Below are 20,460 nucleotides of genomic sequence, written 5' to 3' on the forward strand. Positions count from 1 at the left end.
CTGCCCGTAGATAAAGCAATCAGTTGAAACCGCTGGTGGAGATAAAGTCGACGTCGGTCTTCGGCTCGGCCCGCATTAACAGTTCGATCACCTGCTCAAGCGTGCGCCCTTCAAACAAAATCGCGTGCAGCCCGGCGACCAGCGGCATGTACACGCCCGCTTCCTGGGACTTGGCCTTGAGCACTTTGAGGGTGTTCACGCCTTCGGCGACTTCGCCCAGGCGCGTCACTGCGTCTTCCAGGCTCAGGCCCTGGCCGAGGGCGAACCCGACCTGATAGTTGCGGCTTTTCGGCGACGAGCACGTGACGATCAAGTCACCAACGCCCGCCAGACCGAGGAAGGTCATCGGGTTAGCCCCCTGATTCACCGCGAAGCGGGTCATTTCCGCCAAGGCCCGGGTAATCAGCATGCTCTTGGTGTTTTCGCCCATGCCCAGCGCCACGGCCATGCCGGCGATGATGGCGTAGACGTTTTTCAACGCCCCGCCCAACTCCACGCCAAAACGGTCGGCGCTTGCATAGACGCGGAAAGTGCGGCCGTGCAGGGCTTCCTGGACCCGCACGCAAAGTTCTTCGTCTTCGCTGGCGACCACCGTAGCGGTCAGGGCGTGTTCGGCGATTTCACGGGCCAGGTTCGGCCCGGACAGCACACCGATGCGCGCTTGCGGGGCGATCTCTTCGAGAATCTCGCTCATCAGCTTGAACGTGTGGGCTTCGATGCCCTTGGTCAGGCTGACCAGCAATTTGCCGCTCAAGCGTTCGGCATACGGCACCAGCACCGCGCGCAACGCGCTGGACGGCAGCGCGACGAAGCACAGGTCGCAGGCGTCGAGGGTGGCAGGCAGGTCGGTGACCGCCGTAACACCCGGCAGGATCTTGATGCCTTTGAGGTAACGCGGGTTCTCGCGATTGACCCGGATGGCCTCGGCCTGTTCGGGGTCACGCATCCACTGCAGGACCTGATGGCCGTTCTCGGCCAGCAGGTTTGCCACGGCGGTACCAAAACTTCCGCCTCCCAGGACCGCAATTGGGCGCTGTTCAGTCATATGCAATCCGTTAATCCATACCAGTGGCGATGCCGGCATTATACGGAGCGGCCCAGTGGCGGCCAGCCCCCGCGTCAATTACCGACACGTGTAGGAAGAAGACCAACAAATCCGAGGAAAATGCCCATAACGTGACTGGAAAAGTGACTGAGCTCGGTTAACATGCGCGCCACTTAATCGCTACCAAGGCTGTGTCGTGTCTTTTGGCCCCTCCTCACCTCGCTCGTCGCTGCTGCTGGCGCTGTTCTTCAGCCCGGTTTTGCTGGCCGACGACCTGTTCCTCGACAGCGATCCGTTGCCGCAAGTACTGACGGCGACGCGACTCAAGCAGTCGCCGGCCGCCGTGCCGGGGAGCATGACGGTGATCGACAGCGAACTCATCAACGCCAGCGGCGCCCGGGACATCAGCGAATTGCTGCGCCTGGTGCCGGGGATGATGGTCGGCAACATCAATGGCAACCAGGCGGCAGTGAACTACCACGGCACCAATGCCAGCGAAGCCCGGCGCATGCAGGTGTTGATCGATGGCCGTTCGGTGTACCGCGCCGGCCTGGCCACCGTGGACTGGAGCGATATTCCGGTGGCGATGGAAGACATCGAGCGCATCGAAGTCTTTCGCGGCCCTAACACCGTCAGCTACGGCGCCAACGCGCTGATGGCGGTGGTCAACATCATCACCCGCAACCCGGCGGACAGCCACGGCACGCGCCTGAAAGTCACCCGGGGCCAGCGCGGCATCAATGATTTCTACGCCAGCCAGGGCACCGGTTGGGACGGCGGCGATCTGCGCCTGTCGCTCTCCGGCCAGCAAGACGACGGCTTCGACTCGGACCGCACCGGCGCCGATTACCGCGACAGTCGGCGCTTGAACCGTTTCAACCTCGCGGTCAGCCAATCGCTCAATGAAAGCCAAAGCATCGATTGGCAATTGAATGCCAAGGACGGCAGCAACCAGCGACCGTATACCTACCGCCCGGTGTTCTCGGGGATTACCGCTGCCGGGAACAATTCCGACGTAATCGCCAAGGATTACGCGGGCTCCCTGCGCTGGAACCTGGACATCAATCCCGATCACAGCCTGTATATCCAGGGCTCGGCGCAACATTGGGATCGCCAGCAGACCTGGCGCGCCTGTGATGCCGAAGTGTCGTTCAGCCCCGAGCTGACCGACCTGTGGCAACTCAACCCGAATTACGCCGAACGCCTGGCGCGCAATATGGCGCGCTACACCGGCCCCGGCGCCCCGGCAGGTACTGCGGCGGAACAAGCGTTGGGCAATCAGGTGCTGGCGCAATGGAAGAACGGCGCCAAGCGAACCTTGTGTGGCGACATCGACCAGAGCGCCCGGGAATCGCGCTACGACCTCGAACTGCAAGACACCCTGAGCCTGTCCGATAGTCTGCGGCTGGTCAGCGGCATGAACTATCGTTACGACCGGGCAGATTCCGAGACCTACTTCAATGGCACCCTCGACGACACCACCTGGCGCACGTTCGGCCAACTTGAGTGGCGCGCCAGCGAACACTGGTTGCTACAGGGCGGCGCGATGTTCGAAGACACGCAACTGACCGGCAGTTCGCTGACCCCACGGGTGGCGGTCAATTACCTGATCAACCCGCGCCACGGCTTGCGCGCGGTGTATTCCGAAGCCATCCGCTCACCGGACATGTTCGAGAACAACGTGAACTGGAGCTATCAGGTGACCAATCTGCGGCCCAGCGCCTATGGCCAGTCCAGCGCCCGCTATTTCGTGAAGACCCGTGGCCCCGGCGACCTCGACAAGGAACGCATGCGTTCCCGGGAACTGGGCTACAACGGTTTCTTCGTCGAGCTGGGCCTGGCGGTGGATGTGAAGCTGTTCTACGACGAAATCACCGGCATGATCAGTGAGCCGTTGCGCAACAACCAGTACATCGCCAGCAACGCCAACAACTCACGCTTCACCGGCACTGAAACCCAACTCGACTGGCACGTCAGCCGTGCCGATCGCCTGCGCCTGACCTATGCCTACGTCGATGCCAAGGCCAGCAACCCGCTGGACCAACAGCAGACGGCACGCAACAGCGGTTCCGCCGGTTGGCTGCGCAACTGGGGCCAAGGCTGGAACAGCGCGCTCTTCTACTATGGGGACGACGCCCTCAACGGTTACCGCTTCGAACGGCTCGACACGCGCATCGCCAAACGCATCGGCCTGGGCAAGGCCAACCTGGAACTGGCCGGCGTGCTGCAACAGCGCCTCGATAACCAGCCCACCACCTTCATCGACAACAATTACGACGAGCGCCGGGTGCTCTACTTCAGCGCGGAGCTGGCGTTTTAGATGCAACCTCAGTCACGGAAGACGCCAAGCCTTGGCCATTTGTTGGCCGTGCTGTGGCTGGCGTTCGGCGGGCTGCTTTGCAGTCTGTCGGCTTGTGCCATGGAGATTCTGCTGACCGGTGCCGAAGACAGTCCCGGCGTGCAATCTTTCACCCAGGCCCTGAATGAGCTGCGCCCCACCGACAGCGTGCGTTTCCAGCCGCTGGCCAGCCTGCCGGCACCGAGTCAATTGCCCGGCGGTACGCGCTTGATTTTACTTGACCTGCCGAGCCTCGACTGGCGCCTGCAAGACAGCCAGGGCCCGGCAACATTGGTGCTGCGCATCAGCCGCCTGCAAGCGCGGCAACGCCTGAATAATCTGCTGCCCCCCCACCTCAGCCTCTTGTGGAGCGATCCGCCTCTGGACCGGCAATTGCGCCTGACCCGATTGGTGCTGCCCCAGGTGCGCCGGGTCGGCGTGCTCTATGACCGGCACAGCGAATTCCTCTTGAAAGAACTGCGCCAGGCCGCCCTGCCCCTGGGCCTGGAGATCGTCGCCGAACGTTGGGACAACACCAACGACAGTCGCCCGTTGCTGACACTGCTGAAAAACAGCGATGTGCTGCTCGGGCTCGATGACCCCGATTTGTACAACCCGAAAACCGCGAAAAACCTGCTGCTCAGCAGCTATGCACGACAGATGGCGCTGATCGGCCCCAATGCCGGTTTCGTCAAGGCTGGCAGCCTGGCCAGCACCTACAGCGACCAAAGCGACTGGCTGGCGATTCTCGACGAGTTGCTCGACCGGCCACCGGCCACCTGGCCGCGTACGCTCTACCCCAGGCACTTCAAAGTCTTAAGCAATCCACAAGTGGCTCGTTCATTAGGTATTGAACAGATGAATGAAGCATCTGTTGCCGCACAGTTGGCTGAAGGAGAAAGCCGCCCATGACCTTCCGACGCCGTTGGGACATCAACACCCGAACCCAGATCATCAGCCTCGGCCCTGCCCTGCTGCTGACCTTGCTGCTGATCAGTTTCTTCACCTTCGTGCGGATCCAGGACTTGCGCCAGGAGCTCAACCACACCGGTCAACTGATCGCCAACCAGTTGGCACCGGCTACCGAATACGGTGTGATCTCCGGCAACAACGACGTGCTGGAAAGTCTGCTCAAGGCCACGCTGGCCACGCCCAATGTGCGCTTTCTGGAAGTGCAGGACAGCGCCAACCGGATTCTGGTGTACGTCGAGCAACCGTCGGAATCCCACAACCGCTCGCAGCAGGTCGAAGTGTTCCAGGCACCGGTGCGGTTGCAACGGATCGCGCTGAACAATGACTTCTTCCAGAACACCAAGACCTCGGTCAGTGCGCCGAGCGAGGACTATCTGGGGCGGGTGATCGTCGGCCTGTCCAACGACGCCTTCAGCCAGCGCCAGCAGGAGATCCTGCTCAAGGCCGGGATCCTCGCGTTGTTCGCCTTGCTGTTCACCTTTCTGTTGGCCCGGCGCCTGGCCGGCAGTCTGTCGCAACCGATCCGCGACATCGGTAACGCGGTCAAGGCGATCCAGAAAGGCGACTACAGCACGCCGCTACCGATCGTCGACGACACCGAGCTGGGGGCCTTGTCGCAACACATCAACAACCTCGCCGAAGGTCTGGAAAAGGCCAGCCGCGAACAGCAGCAAGCGATGTCGCAGTTGATCCAGACCCGCGAGGAAGCGGAAAAGGCCAACAACGCCAAATCCGACTTCCTGGCGATGATGAGCCACGAACTGCGTACCCCGATGAATGGCGTGCTGGGCATGCTGCAATTGCTCGAAACCACCGACATGACCGAGGAGCAGGTCGAATACGCGGCGCTGGCGTCGGAGTCCACCGAACACTTGCTCAAGGTGATCAACGACATCCTCGACTTCTCGCGCATCGAGCGTTCGGAACTGGAGCTGGAGCACATTCCGTTCAACCTCGCCGACCTGATCGGCAGCTGCGCCCAGTCGTTCCAGCACAGCGCGGTGCAACGCAAGCTCGACCTTGAGCTGCTGATTCCCGACGACATGCGCGCCTTGCAGGTTCAGGGCGATCCGACGCGGATCCGGCAGATCCTGGTCAACCTGATCGGCAACGCTCTGAAGTTCACCGAACAGGGCCGCGTGACCATCGAGCCGCAGTGGCAGTCCCTGGATCACGAATTGCTGTGGTTCACCTGCACCGTGCGCGACAGTGGCATCGGGATTTCCCCCGAAAGCCTGGAATTGATGTTCAACGCGTTCCAGCAGGCCGACAGTTCCATTTCAAGACGTTACGGCGGCACCGGGCTCGGTTTGCCGATTGCCCGCACCCTCGCCGAACGCATGGGCGGTACGTTGCGGGCCCAGAGCGAGGAAGGTCGCGGGTCGGTGTTCACCCTGGAAATCCCCCTCGCGCTTTATAAGCAGGCTTTGCCGGAACTGCCGGCGCCACGGGTGCCGACCGGCAATGGCAACGGTGAAGGACGCAATGTGTTGCTGGTGGAGGACAATCCGGTCAACCAGACGGTTATCGAAGCCATGTTGCGCAGCCTGGGCTTTACGGTCAGCGTCGCCACCGACGGCGCCCAGGCGGTACGCAGTGCCGAGAGTCTGATTTTCGAGGCGATCCTGATGGACTGCCGGTTGCCGATCATCGACGGCTATGAAGCGACCCGCCAGATTCGCCAATTGCCCGGTTGCCTGGACTTGCCGATCATCGCCCTGACGGCCAACGCCTTGCAGGGTGACCGCGAAGCGTGCCTGGCGGCGGGCATGAACGATTACCTGGCCAAGCCCTTCAAACGCACTGATCTGCAGCAAATTCTGCAGCGTTGGGTGCAGTAGTGCTGTCCTTTCGGCTATCTGCGACTGGCGTGAAAGGCGAAAGTGCGGCAGTCTTAGGCACCCGAACAGGCCCGAAAAGGGGCTTGAATAATAATTTCAGTGCACAAGTGTACATTCATGTCCTTGGTGCTGTGACTTTCACCACAACGCAATAGTCTATGAGTAGGCTGTCGACTCGAGGCATGAACGCTTCGATCGGCCGGGAAGATTTGCCCCACCCTGCCGCACGGGACTATTGAGGAGCTCGCATGACCAAACAAAACGCCTTTACTCGGGAAGACCTGCTGCGCTGCAGTCGCGGTGAGCTGTTCGGCCCAGGTAACGCGCAACTGCCCGCCCCGAACATGCTGATGGTGGATCGCATCACCCATATCAGCGAAGAAGGTGGCAAGTACGGCAAAGGTGAATTGGTCGCCGAGCTGGATATCACTCCAGACCTGTGGTTCTTCGCCTGCCACTTCGAAGGTGATCCGGTGATGCCGGGCTGCCTGGGCCTCGACGCCATGTGGCAACTGGTCGGCTTCTTCCTGGGCTGGCAAGGCCTGCCAGGCCGCGGTCGTGCACTGGGGTCGGGCGAAGTGAAGTTCTTTGGTCAGGTCCTGCCGACTGCCAAGAAAGTTACGTATAACATTCAGATCAAGCGCGTCCTCAAAGGCAAGCTGAACCTCGCTATCGCCGATGGTTCGGTCAGTGTCGACGGCCGCGAAATCTACACCGCCGAAGGCCTCCGGGTCGGCGTGTTCACCTCCACTGAAAACTTCTAAGGGTTATCCGCATGCGCCGCGTCGTTATCACTGGTCTGGGCATCGTTTCGTGCCTGGGCAATGACAAAGAGACCGTCTCCGCTAACCTGCGTGCAAGTCGCCCGGGCATCCGGTTCAACCCGGAATATGCCGAAATGGGTCTGCGTAGCCAGGTTTCCGGCTCCATTGACCTGCCGCTTAAAGAGCTGATTGATCGCAAGACCTTTCGCTTCGTCGGTGACGCAGCGGCTTACGCTTATGTAGCGATGAAAAGCGCCATCGAAGACTCGGGCCTGACCGAAGAGCAGGTATCCAACCCGCGTACCGGCCTGATCGCCGGTTCCGGCGGTGCTTCCACGCTGAACCAGATGGAAGCGCTGGACACCCTGCGTGAAAAAGGCATCAAGAAGGTTCTGCCGTACTACGTCACGCGGACCATGAGCAGCACCGTTTCCGCTTGCCTGGCCACACCGTTCAAGATCAAGGGCCTGAACTACTCCATCGCATCTGCCTGCGCCACCAGTGCTCACTGCATCGGTACCGCCATGGAACAGATCCAGATGGGCAAGCAGGACATCGTGTTCGCCGGCGGCGGTGAAGAAGAGCATTGGAGCCAATCGTTCCTGTTCGACGCCATGGGCGCACTGTCCAGCAAGCGCAACGACACGCCGGAAAAAGCCTCCCGCGCCTACGACGCTGACCGTGACGGTTTCGTCATCGCCGGCGGTGGCGGCATGGTCGTGGTCGAAGAGCTGGAACACGCTCTGGCCCGTGGCGCGAAGATCTACGCGGAAGTCGTTGGCTACGGCGCGACCTCCGACGGCTATGACATGGTCGCACCAAGCGGCGAAGGCGCCATCCGCTGCATGCAGATGGCCATGTCCACCGTCGACACCCCGATCGACTACCTGAACACCCACGGCACCTCGACTCCGGTCGGCGACCTCGCGGAAATGAAAGGTGTGCGTGCGGTGTTCGGCGACAAGGCACCGGCCATCAGCTCCACCAAGAGCCTGTCGGGTCACTCCCTGGGCGCCGCCGGCGTTCACGAAGCGATCTACTGCATGCTGATGATGGAAGGCAACTTCATGGCGGGTTCCGCCAACATCGACGCACTGGACCCGGAAGTGGCTGACATGCCGATCCTGACCAAGACGCGCGAAGACGCCACCATCAACACCGTGATGAGCAACAGCTTCGGCTTCGGTGGCACTAACGCTACGCTGGTACTGAAGCGCTGGGCCGGCAAGTAATACCCCGCCGCCTCGCCGCACAGAAAAACGCCCCGACTGGTTCGGGGCGTTTTTTTTGCACTTGGAAAAAGCCATCGCAATGCTTTTGCAGGAGCCAGGCTCCTACAGGTACGGCGTTCAAGCAGCGGATTTGTTCATCGCGAACATGAAACTTTTGTCATCTAACTCAGCCACCTGCGACCGAATGTCGCGTGTTTAGCGGGCTGCGGGACTTTTGCAGTTTTCGCAATTATTCGTTGCCGAACGAAAGCGTTTACTTAGGAAGCTAACAAAACATATAACAGAGGCCTGCACACGCCTTGGTGCAGGTAACTGAGATTGGAGCTAGCAGATGACTGTAAAAGTAACTGAACGCGACGATTCACATAAATCCCATGAAGGCATCGCCGCCGGTATCCGTATCTGGGATGTACATCAACAAGACATGCTGGTCGGCATGTTCCATTCCGAGACCGATGCGCATAACTACAAGTCTGAACTGGAAACACTGGAGCAGCAGCGCGAACTGCGATCTGCCCAGGCGTGAAGCAACTACAGCATTGAAAACGACAAACCCCGCCATGAGCGGGGTTTGTCGTTGTAGCGGGCCCTAAAGGCTTACCACATCAGATCATCAGGAATCTGGTAGGCCGCGTACGGATCGTCCTCGGCCGCGACTTCTTCTTTCTTGACGTTGAGCTGCACGATCCGCTGCGGATCGCGCTCCTGGATCTTCAGGGCCGCCTCACGGGGGATCACTTCGTAACCGCCGGCGTGATGCACGATCGCCAGGAAGCCGTTGCTGAGCTGGTTGCGCATCAGCGGGTTGACCGAGAGGCGCTTGACCTTCTTGTCATCGACGAAGTTGTAGTAGTCCTCGGTGGTCAGCTTCGGCAGGCGCGAGACTTCGATCAATTGCTTGACCTGGGCGGCGCGGGCCTTGGCCTCGGCCTTCTCCTGCTGCTGGCGATTCAGTTCCTGGTCGCGCTTGACCTTCTCGGCCAGCGCTTCCTTGGCCAGGCGTTGCTGGGTGTCATCCTGTTCGACCTGGCCTTTATGGACCAGGCGCTGCTGCTTCTGCTTCTCTTTGCCGACCTGTTTGGCCTGCTTTTGGTTGACCAGCCCTGCTTTGAGCAACTGGTCGCGAAGGGAAATGCTCATGGTGCTTATTTCTCACTTAGGCAACTGCTCAACCGCAGCTGGGCAAATTCTTTTCCTGACGTTTGGCTTCGCCCCACAGGGCGTCCAACTCTTCGAGGGTGCAATCTTCTATGGGACGGTGGGTGTCGCGCAATGCCTGTTCGATAAATCGGAAGCGTCTTTCGAATTTGCTGTTGGCGCCACGCAGGGCCGTTTCCGGGTCGACCTTCAGATGTCGCGCCAGATTGACCACCGAAAACAGCAGGTCACCGACTTCATCGGCAATCGCGGCCGAGTCGTTATCGGCCATGGCTTCGAGCACTTCATCGAGTTCTTCGCGGACCTTGTCCAGCACCGGCAGCGCATCCGGCCAGTCGAAACCGACCTGCCCGGCACGCTTCTGCAACTTGGCCGAGCGGGACAGCGCGGGCAGCGCCGCAGGCACATCATCGAGCAAGGACAGCTGTTCAGGCGCGCACGATTTCTCGGCGCGTTCCTCGGCCTTGATCTCTTCCCAGCGCTGTTTGACCTGTTCCTCATTCAGACGCGGGACGTCCAGCGGCGCGTACAGATCGCCGGTGGGGAACACGTGAGGATGACGCCGAATCAATTTGCGGGTGATGCCGTCGATGACCCCGGCGAATTCGAAACGCCCTTCTTCCCGGGCCAGTTGGCTGTAATAAACCACCTGGAACAGCAGATCGCCCAACTCGCCCTGCAAGTGATCGAAGTCACCGCGCTCGATGGCGTCGGCGACTTCGTAGGCTTCTTCCAGGGTGTGCGGAACGATCGTGGCGTAGGTTTGCTTGATGTCCCACGGGCAACCGAACTGCGGGTCGCGCAGGCGGTTCATCAGGTGCAATAAGTCTTCAAGTGAATACATCTTTTTTAATCTCTACATCGTCAATGCGATGTGTCGGCCAACCGGGAACCTGTAGGAGCGAGGCTTGCCCGCGAAGGCGTCGTGTCAGTCGAGATCTTTATTGGCTGACACGACGCCTTCGCGGGCAAGCCTCGCTCCTACAGGGGGACCGCTTCACGGTGTACGGTTACGCCGGGTTTCGATGATGTTCGGCAATTGGGAAATTCTTCCCAGCAACCGCCCCAATGCATCCAGCCCCGGAATCTCGATGGTCAGGGACATCAACGCGGTGTTGTCCTCTTTGTTCGAGCGGGTGTTGACCGCCAGCACGTTGATCCGCTCGTTGAGCAGTACTTGCGACACGTCACGCAGCAGGCCGGAACGGTCGTAGGCACGGATGATGATGTCCACCGGGTAGGTGAGCACCGGCACCGGGCCCCAGCTGACCTGGATGATCCGCTCCGGCTCGCGCCCGCCCAGTTGCAGCACCGAGGCGCAGTCCTGGCGGTGAATGCTCACACCGCGGCCCTGGGTGATGTAACCGACGATCGCATCCCCCGGCAGCGGCTGGCAGCAGCCGGCCATTTGGGTCATCAGGTTGCCGACGCCCTGGATCTGGATATCGCCGCGTTTGCCAGGCTTGTAACCGGTGGCTTTGCGCGGGATCAGTTCCAGCTGTTCGTTGCCGCGTTCCGGCTCGACCAGTTGCTGCGCCAGATTCACCAACTGCGCCAGGCGCAGATCGCCGGCGCCGAGGGCGGCGAACATGTCCTCGGCAGTTTTCATGTTGGCCTTTTCGGCCAACTTGTCGAAATCCACTGCCGGCAAGCCGAGGCGTGTGAGTTCACGTTCGAGCAAGGTTTTACCGGCCGCGACGTTCTGATCACGGGCCTGCAATTTGAACCAGTGAACGATCTTCGCCCGCGCCCGCGAGGTGGTGACGTAACCCAGGTTCGAGTTCAGCCAGTCGCGGCTTGGAGTGCCGTGTTTGCTGGTGATGATCTCGACTTGCTCACCAGTTTGCAGGCTGTAGTTGAGCGGCACGATGCGCCCGTTGATCTTGGCGCCACGGCAGTTGTGGCCGATCTCGGTGTGCACACGGTAGGCGAAGTCCAGCGGCGTCGAGCCTTTCGGCAAGTCGATGGCGTGACCGTCCGGGGTGAAGATGTAGACCCGGTCCGGCTCGATATCGACCCGCAACTGATCCGCCAGGCCGCCGATGTCGCCGAGTTCTTCGTGCCACTCGAGGACCTGCCGCAGCCAGGAGATTTTCTCTTCGTACTGGTTGGAACCTGCCTTGACGTCGGTGCCCTTGTAGCGCCAGTGCGCGCAAACCCCGAGCTCGGCTTCTTCGTGCATGGCATGAGTGCGGATCTGCACTTCCAGCACCTTGCCTTCGGGGCCGATCACCGCCGTGTGCAGCGAGCGGTAGCCGTTCTCTTTCGGGTTGGCGATGTAGTCGTCGAATTCTTTCGGGATGTGTCGCCACAGGGTGTGGACGATGCCGAGCGCGGTGTAGCAGTCGCGCATTTCCGGCACCAGCACGCGAACGGCGCGCACGTCGTAGATCTGGCTGAACTCCAGACCCTTGCGCTGCATTTTGCGCCAGATCGAATAGATGTGTTTGGCCCGGCCGCTGATGTCGGCATCGACGCCCGTGGCGGTCAGCTCATTCTTCAGCTGGTTCATCACGTCGGCGATGAAACGCTCGCGATCCAGGCGTCGCTCATGCAGCAACTTGGCGATCTGTTTGTACTGGTCGGGCTCAAGGTAACGGAAGGACAAGTCCTCCAGCTCCCACTTGATATGACCGATCCCCAGGCGATGGGCGAGCGGCGCGTAGATGTCGAAGACTTCACGGGCCACGCGGTTGCGTTTTTCGTCGTCGGCGGTTTTCACCGCACGGATCGCGCAGGTGCGTTCGGCCAGTTTGATCAGTGCGACGCGTACGTCGTCGACCATGGCCACCAGCATCTTGCGCAGGTTTTCCACCTGGCCCTGAGTGCCCAGCACCAGGGATTGACGGGGGCTCAGGCTGGCGCTGATCGCCGCCATGCGCAACACGCCGTCGATGAGTTTGGCGACCACCGGACCGAAGCGCTGGCTGACCGCCGGCAGTTCAATCTGGCCTTCGCGCACGCCGCGATACAGGATCGCGGCAACCAACGAATCCTGATCAAGTTTGAGGTCGGCGAGAATCTCGGCGATCTCAAGGCCCGTGCGGAAACTCGAGGTCCCTTCGGACCAGAGGTTTTTCGCCGCATTGGCTTGCTGTTCAGACGCACGAGCGAACTCGCACGCTTCTTTCAAGGCTTCGCGATCCAGTGCCTGATCGACAGTGACCGCGTGATCGAGCCAAGCCTCGAGATTGATACTGCCGTCGGTGTTGATCGGCTGGTGTGCTCTCACCTGTACCATCTTGCTTTACCTTCCCTACGACGCAGATTCAATGCGTCAAATCGCTGACCTTCATTGCCCGTGAGCCCGCGCCGGGCGAGTGCGCGGCGGCTGCACGGGCGGCCAGTCGGACCAGACGAGCCATCCTAGCTCGCTTCAAATAACGCCATGGCCTCGACATGTGCCGTCTGAGGAAACATATCGAGAATCCCGGCACGTTTTAACCGGTAGCCCTGCTTGATCAATTCGACCGTATCGCGCGCCAGCGTTGCCGGGTTGCACGACACATACACCAACCGTTCGGCGCCCAGGGACTTGAGCTTGCGCACCACCTCAAAAGCACCGTCACGCGGTGGGTCCAAGAGTACCGCACAAAAGCCTTCGCGCGCCCATTCGGCATCAGCCAAAGGCTGGGATAAATCGGCCTGAAAAAACTTCACATTATGCAGATTGTTGCTAGCGGCGTTCGCAGCGGCGCGCTCGACCATCGCCTGCACGCCTTCGACCGCCACCACTTCGCGTACGGTCTTGGCCAGCGGCAAGGCAAAATTGCCCAGGCCGCAGAACAGATCGAGGACGCGTTGATCGGCTTCAGGTTTCAGCCAATCCAAAGCCTGGGCCACCATCGCTTCATTAACCCCGGCGTTGACCTGGATGAAATCCCCCGGCCGATACGCCAGGTTCAGGTCCCACTGTTCCAGGCGATAACCCAGCGCTTGATCGGCCTGAACCGGTTGCGGTTCACCGTCGCCATGCAGCCACAACTGGGCTTCATGGAATGCGCAGAAATCCTTGAGGATCGTCAGGTCGGCTTCGGACAACGGCGCCATGTGCCGCAGCAACACCGCCAGCGACGAGCCACTGAACAATTCCACATGCCCCAGCGCCTGAGGTTTGCTCAAGCGTCGAAGCATCTCCGGCAAGCGGGTCATGATCGGCTGCAAGGGCTGTACCAGCACCGTGCATTCGCTGATCGCGATGATGTCCTGGCTGCCAGCAGCCCGGAAACCGACTTCGAGTTTTTTCGCTTTCATGTCCCAGCGCACCGCCACGCGGGCGCGGCGGCGGTAACCGAATTCCGGACCGCTCAACGGCGCTGCCCACTCTTGGGGTTCGACACCGGCGACCTTGGATAATTGCTCGGCGAGCATGCGCTGTTTCAGGGCGAGTTGTTCGCTGTGGGGCAGGTGCTGCACGCTGCAACCGCCGCAGCGACCGGCATGGGGGCACGGTGCCGGGCGACGCAGTTCGCTGGCCTGGAATACGCGCTCGGTGCGGGCCTCGACCACTTTGCCGTGGGCATTGAGCACCCGCGCCTCGACGTCCTCACCGGCCAACGCGCCGATGACGAACCAGGTGCGACCTTCGAAAAATGCGATACCGCGACCGTCATTGGCCAGGCGCTCGATGCTCAAGCGCTGCTTTTTGCCGGTCGGGATTTGCGGGGCCTTGCTACCGCCCGTGGGTTGGAAGCGCAGGCCTCTCTCTTGCTTGGCCATCAGTTGGGCGCGTCGAAAATGCCGGTCGACAAGTAACGGTCGCCACGGTCGCAGATGATCGCGACGATCACCGCGTTTTCAACTTCCTGGGACAGGCGCAGCATCGCTGCCACCGCACCACCCGAGGACACGCCACAGAAAATGCCTTCTTCGCGGGCCAGACGACGGGTCACGTCTTCGGCTTCGCTTTGGGCCATGTCGACGATGCGGTCAACGCGGTCGGCCTGGTAAATCTTCGGCAGGTATTCCTGCGGCCAGCGACGGATACCCGGGATCGCCGAGCCTTCCATCGGTTGCAGGCCGATGATCTGCACGTTGTCGTTCTGCTCTTTCAAGTAGCGCGACACGCCCATGATGGTGCCGGTGGTGCCCATCGAGCTGACGAAATGCGTGATGGTGCCCTCGGTCTGGCGCCAGATTTCCGGGCCGGTGGTGGTGTAGTGCGCCTCGGGGTTATCCCCATTGGCGAACTGGTCCAGCACCTTGCCACGGCCTTCGGCTTCCATCCGTTGGGCGAGATCGCGAGCGCCTTCCATGCCTTCTTCCTGGGTCACCAGGATCAGCTCGGCGCCATAGGCCGTCATCGCGGCTTTGCGTTCGGCGCTGGAGTTGTCCGGCATGATCAGGATCATCTTGTAACCCTTGATCGCGGCGGCCATGGCCAACGCAATCCCGGTGTTACCCGACGTCGCTTCGATCAGCGTATCGCCGGCATGGATCTGCCCACGCAACTCGGCGCGGGTGATCATCGACAGCGCCGGACGGTCCTTGACCGAACCCGCCGGGTTATTCCCTTCGAGCTTGAGCAAAAGGGTATTGCTGGTGGCGCCAGGCAGGCGCTGCAAACGGACCAGCGGAGTGTTGCCGACGCAATCGGCGATGGTTGGGTACTGCAAGGTCATGGCGTATTCGCAATCCAGACTGCGGGGGCGCCTATCATACCGGCAAACGTTCGCAGGCCATATCACGCAAAGTGTGGTGCTTATGGCTTATGGGAATAAGGGGCTGACGCACAACTCATCGGCTTCACCCAGGTTGCTTTTGCAATCAGGGTAAATGAGAGATTTGTGTCAGCACTGCTGACACTTTTGTCGGTTGGTAAATATTGAGCTGGAACGGTGCGACTTTGAGCTTACGGTCCATGAAGGCTAGGAAATTGTCGCGCCAGTGGTGCGACTTTTTCTTCAATCGAGTGAGAAAGGTGACTGAGAAGACCTCTTCGCGCGCAAGTCCATTTCCAAAGGGTGAGTGTTGTTCAGACAGTTTGTGGGCCAGCGCAATTGTCTCACCAGTGGTGAGACTTTCTCTTCAGCTTGGGAGACAGTGATGGCTAGTAACGTCTCTTCGCTGGCGACACCGCTATCAGCCAATAACCGCATATTCAACCGCAACCCGGTCTCCGTGTTCTGCGCCCAAAGCGTCCCACCCTGACGCTGCACCGCATTCCTGGCAATGCTCAACCCCAACCCGAACCCGCCATCCCCCGGCCGCGAACCATCGAGGCGAATAAAGGGCGAGAAGATCCGCTCCAGATCGTCTTCGGCCACCCCGCCACCCTGATCCTCCAGCCACAAATGCCAGAAGTCGCCATCACGCTGTCCACCGAGGCGGACCACGCCGCCGTTGGGGGAATGCCGAATGGCGTTGCGCAGGATGTTTTCCAGGGCTTGGGCCAAGGTATTCAGATGACCGCGCACCCAGCAGGACGAATCCACTGCGCAGTGCAGCCGACTCGCTGGCCAACCACTTTCATAGCAGGCGTTTTCCGTGAGCATGTCCCACAGCGCCTGGATCTGGATCGATTCGTCGGGCAACCGTGTGCGTTCGGTGTCGAGCCAGGCCAGTTGCAGGGTGTCGTCCACCAGGCGCTGCATGCCATCGACTTCGCGGCCGATACGTTCGCGCAGTTGCACCAAGCCCTGCTCGCTTTCGCTGGCCACTCGCAGACGACTCAGGGGGGTGCGCAGTTCGTGGGACAGGTCGCGCAGCAGTTGTTGTTGCAGGGCGACGGTGCTTTGCAGGCGCTCGGCCATGTGGTCGAAGGCGCGGCCCAGTTCACCCAGCTCATCCGAGCGATTGGTGGTGTGGCTCGACAGGCGCACGTTCAATTGGTCGGCACGCCAGGCGTTGGCCTGCTCGCGCAGGCTGTTCAACGGCACTACCAACAATCGATACAAGCCGACGCACAGCAGCAAAGTGAACAATCCGGGAATGACCCCGTTGGTAATCACCCGCCAGAACACCCGGTACTGTCCGGGCATGAAACGCGGTGGCAGTTCGATTACCAAATTGCCAGCGTGGGGGTCGCCGGGAAACGGCAAACGCAGCCACGGCAGGTTTTTCTTGTGGATGGGCCAGTCCAGGCCGCGCAAGAAGGTCACCCGCTCGATTTCCTTGTCCGTCAGCGGATGGCTGCTCAGCGACTGCAAATCACCACCCACGACGCCAACCCAGCCCGCTTCACGCTGTTGCATGCCTTGTAGCCATGCATCGATGCCCGCCCGCTGGCGCTGCTGCCACGCTTGTTCGGCTTCGGCGGCGTAGCGGGTCAGCGCGCCGCGGGCGTCATCGGACAGGAACTGGTTGCGCTCCTCCATGTAGCGACCCCAGGACCAGCTCAACCAGATCATCAACAGACAAAACGCCACCAACAAACACGCCAGTTTCCAGAACAGCGAGTGCCGGCCCGGCAGGTCAGACCATTTCATCGACGGCACTCAGCACGTAACCCTTGCCCCAGACCGTGCGCACTTCCCGTTCGGTGTAGCCGATGGCCTTGAGCTTGCGCCGGATCTGGCTGATATGCATGTCGAGGCTGCGGTCGTGGGCCGCGTAGCCCCGTTGCAGCACCTGCTGATAAAGGAAGGCCTTGCTCAGTACTTCGTCATTGTTGCGATTGAGGATTTCCAGCAGCCGATATTCGCTACGGGTCAGGCCGGCGGCGTGTTCACGATAGAAGACTTCGCACTGGTCCTCGTCAAACAACAGGCTATGAACCGGATTGACCACCGCGAAGGGCTCAGGCCGCCGGTCGAGTGCCACCCGGCGCAGGATGGCTTCGATGCGCACCCGCAACTCGGCCATGCTGAAGGGTTTGGGCAGGTAGTCGTCGGCGCCCAGGCGAAAACCACTGATGCGATCGGCCTCGGCGCCCAGTGCCGACATCAGCACCACCGGGGTGGAGTGGCTCTGGCGCAATTGGGTCAGCACGTTCAACCCGTCCAGCCCCGGCAACAGAATGTCCATCAGCACCACATCGAACGGTTGCCCCCGGGCGATGGCCAGGCCTTCCTGGCCGTTCTGGCACCAGGTCACCTGAAAACCGCAACGCCCCAGGTGCTCGTGGACATAAGCGCCGAGCACGAGGTCGTCTTCTATAGACAGGATACGAGGATGGCCAGCAGTGATGGGAGTCATGACTATCTGCAAATAATTCTCAGTTGGCGATTATTCAAGATTGCCTCGTCAGGGGCAACCCAAGGTTTGCCCAGGCGGCAAAAGCGCCGCTCCAACCGACGGATGACGACATCAATTTTACGAAGATTGCCCGCCAGCAAATCGCTACACTGCGCAGGTGGTGCGTGCCGGATGCACGCGCGGGTCCAATAAATAGCGGGATGCAGGAGAAATGCGTGCTTAAGAAACTGGGAATTAAAGGCCGCGTGCTGTTGCTGACCTTGCTGCCCACCAGCCTGATGGCGTTGGTGCTGGGCGGCTATTTCACCTGGATGCAGCAAGCGGACCTGCAAACCCAACTCATGCAGCGCGGCGAGATGATCGCCGAACAACTTGCGCCGCTGGTCGCCCCGGCCATGGGCCACAAGAACACCGACCTGCTGGAACGGATCGCCACCCAATCCCTGGAACAGACCGACGTGCGCGCCGTGACCTTCCTCGCCCCCGACCGCACACCGCTGGCCCATGCCGGCCCGACCATGCTCAACGCGGCACCAATCGGCAACAGCTCGCAAATGCTGCGCCGCAGCGGCAATGACGCGACCCGCTACTTGCTGCCGGTGTTCGGCAAGCACCGCAACCTGGCCGGCGACCTGATCCCCGACGAAGCCGACCGCCTGCTCGGCTGGGTCGAACTCGAACTGTCCCACAACGGCATGCTGCTGCGCGGTTACCGCAGCCTGTTCGCCAGCCTGCTGCTGATTGGTGCCGGTCTGGCCGGCGCGGCGCTGCTGGCGCTGCGCATGGGCCGCACGATCAACCGGCCGATCAGTCAGATCAAACTGGCGGTGGCGCAACTCAAGGACGGTCATCTGGAAACCCGCTTGCCACCGCTTGGCAGCCAGGAACTGGATGAGCTGGCGTCGGGCATCAACCGCATGGCCGGCACCCTGCAAAACGCCCAGGAAGAATTGCAGCACAGCGTCGACCAAGCCACCGAAGACGTGCGCCAGAACCTGGAAACCATCGAGATCCAGAACATCGAGCTGGACCTGGCGCGCAAGGAAGCCCTGGAAGCGAGCCGGATCAAATCCGAATTCCTGGCCAACATGAGCCATGAAATCCGCACGCCGCTCAACGGCATTCTCGGCTTCACCCACCTGCTGCAAAAAAGCGAACTGACCCCGCGCCAGCTCGACTACCTGGGCACCATCGAAAAATCCGCCGACAGCCTGCTGGGGATCATCAACGAGATCCTCGACTTCTCGAAAATCGAGGCCGGCAAACTGGTGCTGGACAATATTCCGTTCAACCTGCGCGACCTGCTGCAAGACACCCTGACCATCCTCGCCCCCGCCGCCCACGCCAAACAGCTGGAACTGGTGAGCCTGGTGTACCGCGACACGCCGTTGTCGCTGGTCGGCGATCCGCTGCGCCTGAAACAGATCCTGACCAACCTGGTCAGCAACGCGATCAAGTTCACCCGCGAAGGCACCATCGTCGCCCGGGCCATGCTTGAGGAAGAACACGAAGACAGCGTGCAACTGCGCATCAGCATTCAGGACACCGGCATCGGCCTGTCGAACCAGGACGTGCGCGCCCTGTTCCAGGCGTTCAGCCAGGCGGATAACTCGCTGTCGCGCCAGCCCGGTGGCACCGGTCTGGGGCTGGTAATTTCCAAGCGCCTGATCGAGCAGATGGGCGGCGAGATTGGCGTCGACAGTACGCCGGGGGAAGGCTCGGAATTCTGGATCAGCCTGAGCCTGCCAAAAACCCGCGACGACGCCGAGGACCTGCCCGGCCCGCCGTTGCTCGGGCGTCGGGTGGCAGTGCTGGAAAACCACGAACTGGCCCGTCAGGCGTTGCAACATCAACTGGAAGACTGCGGCCTCGAAGTCACGCCGTTCAATACCCTGGAAAGTTTGACCAATGGCGTCACCGGCGCCCATCAGACCGACCAGGCGATTGAGCTGGCGGTGCTCGGCATCACCAGTAATGACATGCCGCCAGAGCGTCTCAACCAACACATCTGGGACCTTGAACACCTGGGCTGCAAGGTCCTGGTGTTGTGCCCGACCACCGAGCAGACCCTGTTCCACCTCTCGGTGCCCAATCCCCACAGTCAGCTCCAGTCCAAACCGGCGTGCACGCGCAAGTTGCGCCGGGCCCTGTCGGATCTGGTCAACCCGCGCCAACAACGCAGCGAGCCCGGCGAACCGGTGTCGAGCCGTGCGCCGAAAGTCCTTTGCGTGGACGACAACCCGGCCAACCTGCTGCTGGTACAAACCCTGCTCGAAGACATGGGCGCCAAGGTGCTCGCCGTGGAAAGCGGTTACGCCGCGGTCAAAGCGGTGCAGAACGAAACCTTCGACCTGGTGTTGATGGACGTGCAGATGCCCGGCATGGACGGACGCCAGAGCACCGAAGCGATTCGTCAGTGGGAAAGCGAGCGGCATTGCACGCCGCTGCCGATCGTGGCCCTCACCGCCCACGCCATGGCTAACGAAAAACGCGCCTTGCTGCAAAGCGGCATGGACGATTACCTGACCAAACCGATCAGCGAACGGCAACTGGCCCAAGTGGTGCTGAAGTGGACCGGCCTGGCCCTGCGCAATCTGGTGCCGGAACGTTCCAGCGACAGCCATGGCGGCGGTGAATTGCTGGTGCTCGATCACGAAGAAGGCCTGCGCCTGGCCGCCGGCAAAGCCGATCTGGCGGCGGACATGCTGGCGATGCTGCTGGCCTCGCTGGAAGCCGATCGCGAGGCGATTCGCGTCGCCCGCGAAGCTAACGATCAGAATGCCTTGATCGAACGGGTCCATCGCCTGCACGGGGCCACGCGTTACTGCGGCGTGCCGCAACTGCGCGCCGCCTGCCAACGCAGTGAAACCCTGCTCAAACAGCAAGACCCGAAAGCGACGGCGGCACTCGAAGAACTGGAACGCTCGATCAATCGCCTGGCGACGCAGGCGCGCATCAGCGCCTGATCCAGCGC

Annotated in this window: 15 protein-coding genes; 7 read left to right on the top strand and 8 right to left on the bottom strand. The window is 61.1% G+C overall.

What is annotated here, in order from left to right:
* Positions 1 to 19: 19 nt before the first annotated feature.
* On the bottom strand, positions 20 to 1,045 hold the full coding sequence (locus tag ACY4LX_RS25380; protein ID WP_463258193.1) for an NAD(P)H-dependent glycerol-3-phosphate dehydrogenase: 1,026 nt from the start codon (positions 1,043 to 1,045) through the stop codon (positions 20 to 22).
* A gap of 196 nt (positions 1,046 to 1,241) precedes the next feature.
* On the opposite strand from ACY4LX_RS25380, the gene ACY4LX_RS25385 reads away from it, so the two are divergent.
* From ACY4LX_RS25385 to ACY4LX_RS25410, 6 genes are all read left to right on the top strand, one after another.
* Positions 1,242 to 3,365, top strand: a complete 2,124-nt coding sequence (locus ACY4LX_RS25385; RefSeq protein WP_463258194.1) for a TonB-dependent receptor plug domain-containing protein — start codon at positions 1,242 to 1,244, stop codon at positions 3,363 to 3,365.
* Positions 3,366 to 4,295 (top strand): ABC transporter substrate-binding protein, encoded by a 930-nt coding sequence (locus ACY4LX_RS25390; RefSeq protein ID WP_463258195.1) that lies wholly within the window; start codon positions 3,366 to 3,368, stop codon positions 4,293 to 4,295. It begins immediately after the preceding gene.
* On the top strand, positions 4,292 to 6,196 hold the full coding sequence (locus ACY4LX_RS25395) for an ATP-binding protein (protein ID WP_463258196.1): 1,905 nt from the start codon (positions 4,292 to 4,294) through the stop codon (positions 6,194 to 6,196). The genes ACY4LX_RS25390 and ACY4LX_RS25395 overlap by 4 nt, the downstream gene beginning before the upstream one ends.
* Before the next feature lie 248 nt (positions 6,197 to 6,444).
* Positions 6,445 to 6,960 (top strand): 3-hydroxyacyl-[acyl-carrier-protein] dehydratase FabA, encoded by a 516-nt coding sequence (fabA, locus tag ACY4LX_RS25400; protein WP_042560484.1) that lies wholly within the window; start codon positions 6,445 to 6,447, stop codon positions 6,958 to 6,960.
* 11 nt (positions 6,961 to 6,971) lie between these two features.
* The gene (fabB, locus tag ACY4LX_RS25405; RefSeq protein WP_463258197.1) at positions 6,972 to 8,192 is read left to right on the top strand and encodes a beta-ketoacyl-ACP synthase I; all 1,221 of its coding nucleotides are present in this window, start codon (positions 6,972 to 6,974) and stop codon (positions 8,190 to 8,192) included.
* A 331-nt stretch (positions 8,193 to 8,523) separates the two neighbouring features.
* On the top strand, positions 8,524 to 8,718 hold the full coding sequence (locus ACY4LX_RS25410) for a hypothetical protein (protein ID WP_133840456.1): 195 nt from the start codon (positions 8,524 to 8,526) through the stop codon (positions 8,716 to 8,718).
* A 71-nt stretch (positions 8,719 to 8,789) separates the two neighbouring features.
* Here the strand turns inward: ACY4LX_RS25410 and ACY4LX_RS25415 are convergent, their stop codons facing one another.
* The 7 genes from ACY4LX_RS25415 to ACY4LX_RS25445 form a co-directional block, all read right to left on the bottom strand.
* Positions 8,790 to 9,332 (bottom strand): DUF2058 domain-containing protein, encoded by a 543-nt coding sequence (locus tag ACY4LX_RS25415; protein WP_149662109.1) that lies wholly within the window; start codon positions 9,330 to 9,332, stop codon positions 8,790 to 8,792.
* Positions 9,333 to 9,360: 28 nt separating this feature from the next.
* A complete protein-coding gene (gene mazG, locus ACY4LX_RS25420; protein WP_463258198.1) occupies positions 9,361 to 10,194 on the bottom strand; it encodes a nucleoside triphosphate pyrophosphohydrolase in 834 nt (277 codons plus the stop codon).
* Positions 10,195 to 10,347: 153 nt separating this feature from the next.
* A complete protein-coding gene (relA, locus tag ACY4LX_RS25425; protein WP_463258199.1) occupies positions 10,348 to 12,591 on the bottom strand; it encodes a GTP diphosphokinase in 2,244 nt (747 codons plus the stop codon).
* A 125-nt stretch (positions 12,592 to 12,716) separates the two neighbouring features.
* On the bottom strand, positions 12,717 to 14,069 hold the full coding sequence (rlmD, locus tag ACY4LX_RS25430) for a 23S rRNA (uracil(1939)-C(5))-methyltransferase RlmD (RefSeq protein WP_463258200.1): 1,353 nt from the start codon (positions 14,067 to 14,069) through the stop codon (positions 12,717 to 12,719).
* Complete coding sequence (cysM, locus tag ACY4LX_RS25435) at positions 14,069 to 14,971, bottom strand: cysteine synthase CysM (RefSeq protein ID WP_463258201.1); 903 nt, start codon at positions 14,969 to 14,971, stop codon at positions 14,069 to 14,071. The genes rlmD and cysM overlap by 1 nt, the downstream gene beginning before the upstream one ends.
* A gap of 282 nt (positions 14,972 to 15,253) precedes the next feature.
* Complete coding sequence (locus ACY4LX_RS25440; RefSeq protein WP_463258202.1) at positions 15,254 to 16,777, bottom strand: histidine kinase sensor domain-containing protein; 1,524 nt, start codon at positions 16,775 to 16,777, stop codon at positions 15,254 to 15,256.
* Positions 16,764 to 17,486 carry a response regulator transcription factor gene (locus ACY4LX_RS25445; protein ID WP_463258203.1) on the bottom strand — a complete coding sequence of 241 codons (723 nt, stop codon included), beginning with the start codon at positions 17,484 to 17,486 and terminating at the stop codon, positions 16,764 to 16,766. Before ACY4LX_RS25445 ends, ACY4LX_RS25440 begins: the two co-directional genes overlap by 14 nt.
* A gap of 215 nt (positions 17,487 to 17,701) precedes the next feature.
* On the opposite strand from ACY4LX_RS25445, the gene ACY4LX_RS25450 reads away from it, so the two are divergent.
* Positions 17,702 to 20,452 carry a response regulator gene (locus ACY4LX_RS25450; RefSeq protein ID WP_463258204.1) on the top strand — a complete coding sequence of 917 codons (2,751 nt, stop codon included), beginning with the start codon at positions 17,702 to 17,704 and terminating at the stop codon, positions 20,450 to 20,452.
* Positions 20,453 to 20,460: the final 8 nt, after the last annotated feature.

This window comes from Pseudomonas sp. Emmai (assembly GCF_055179735.1).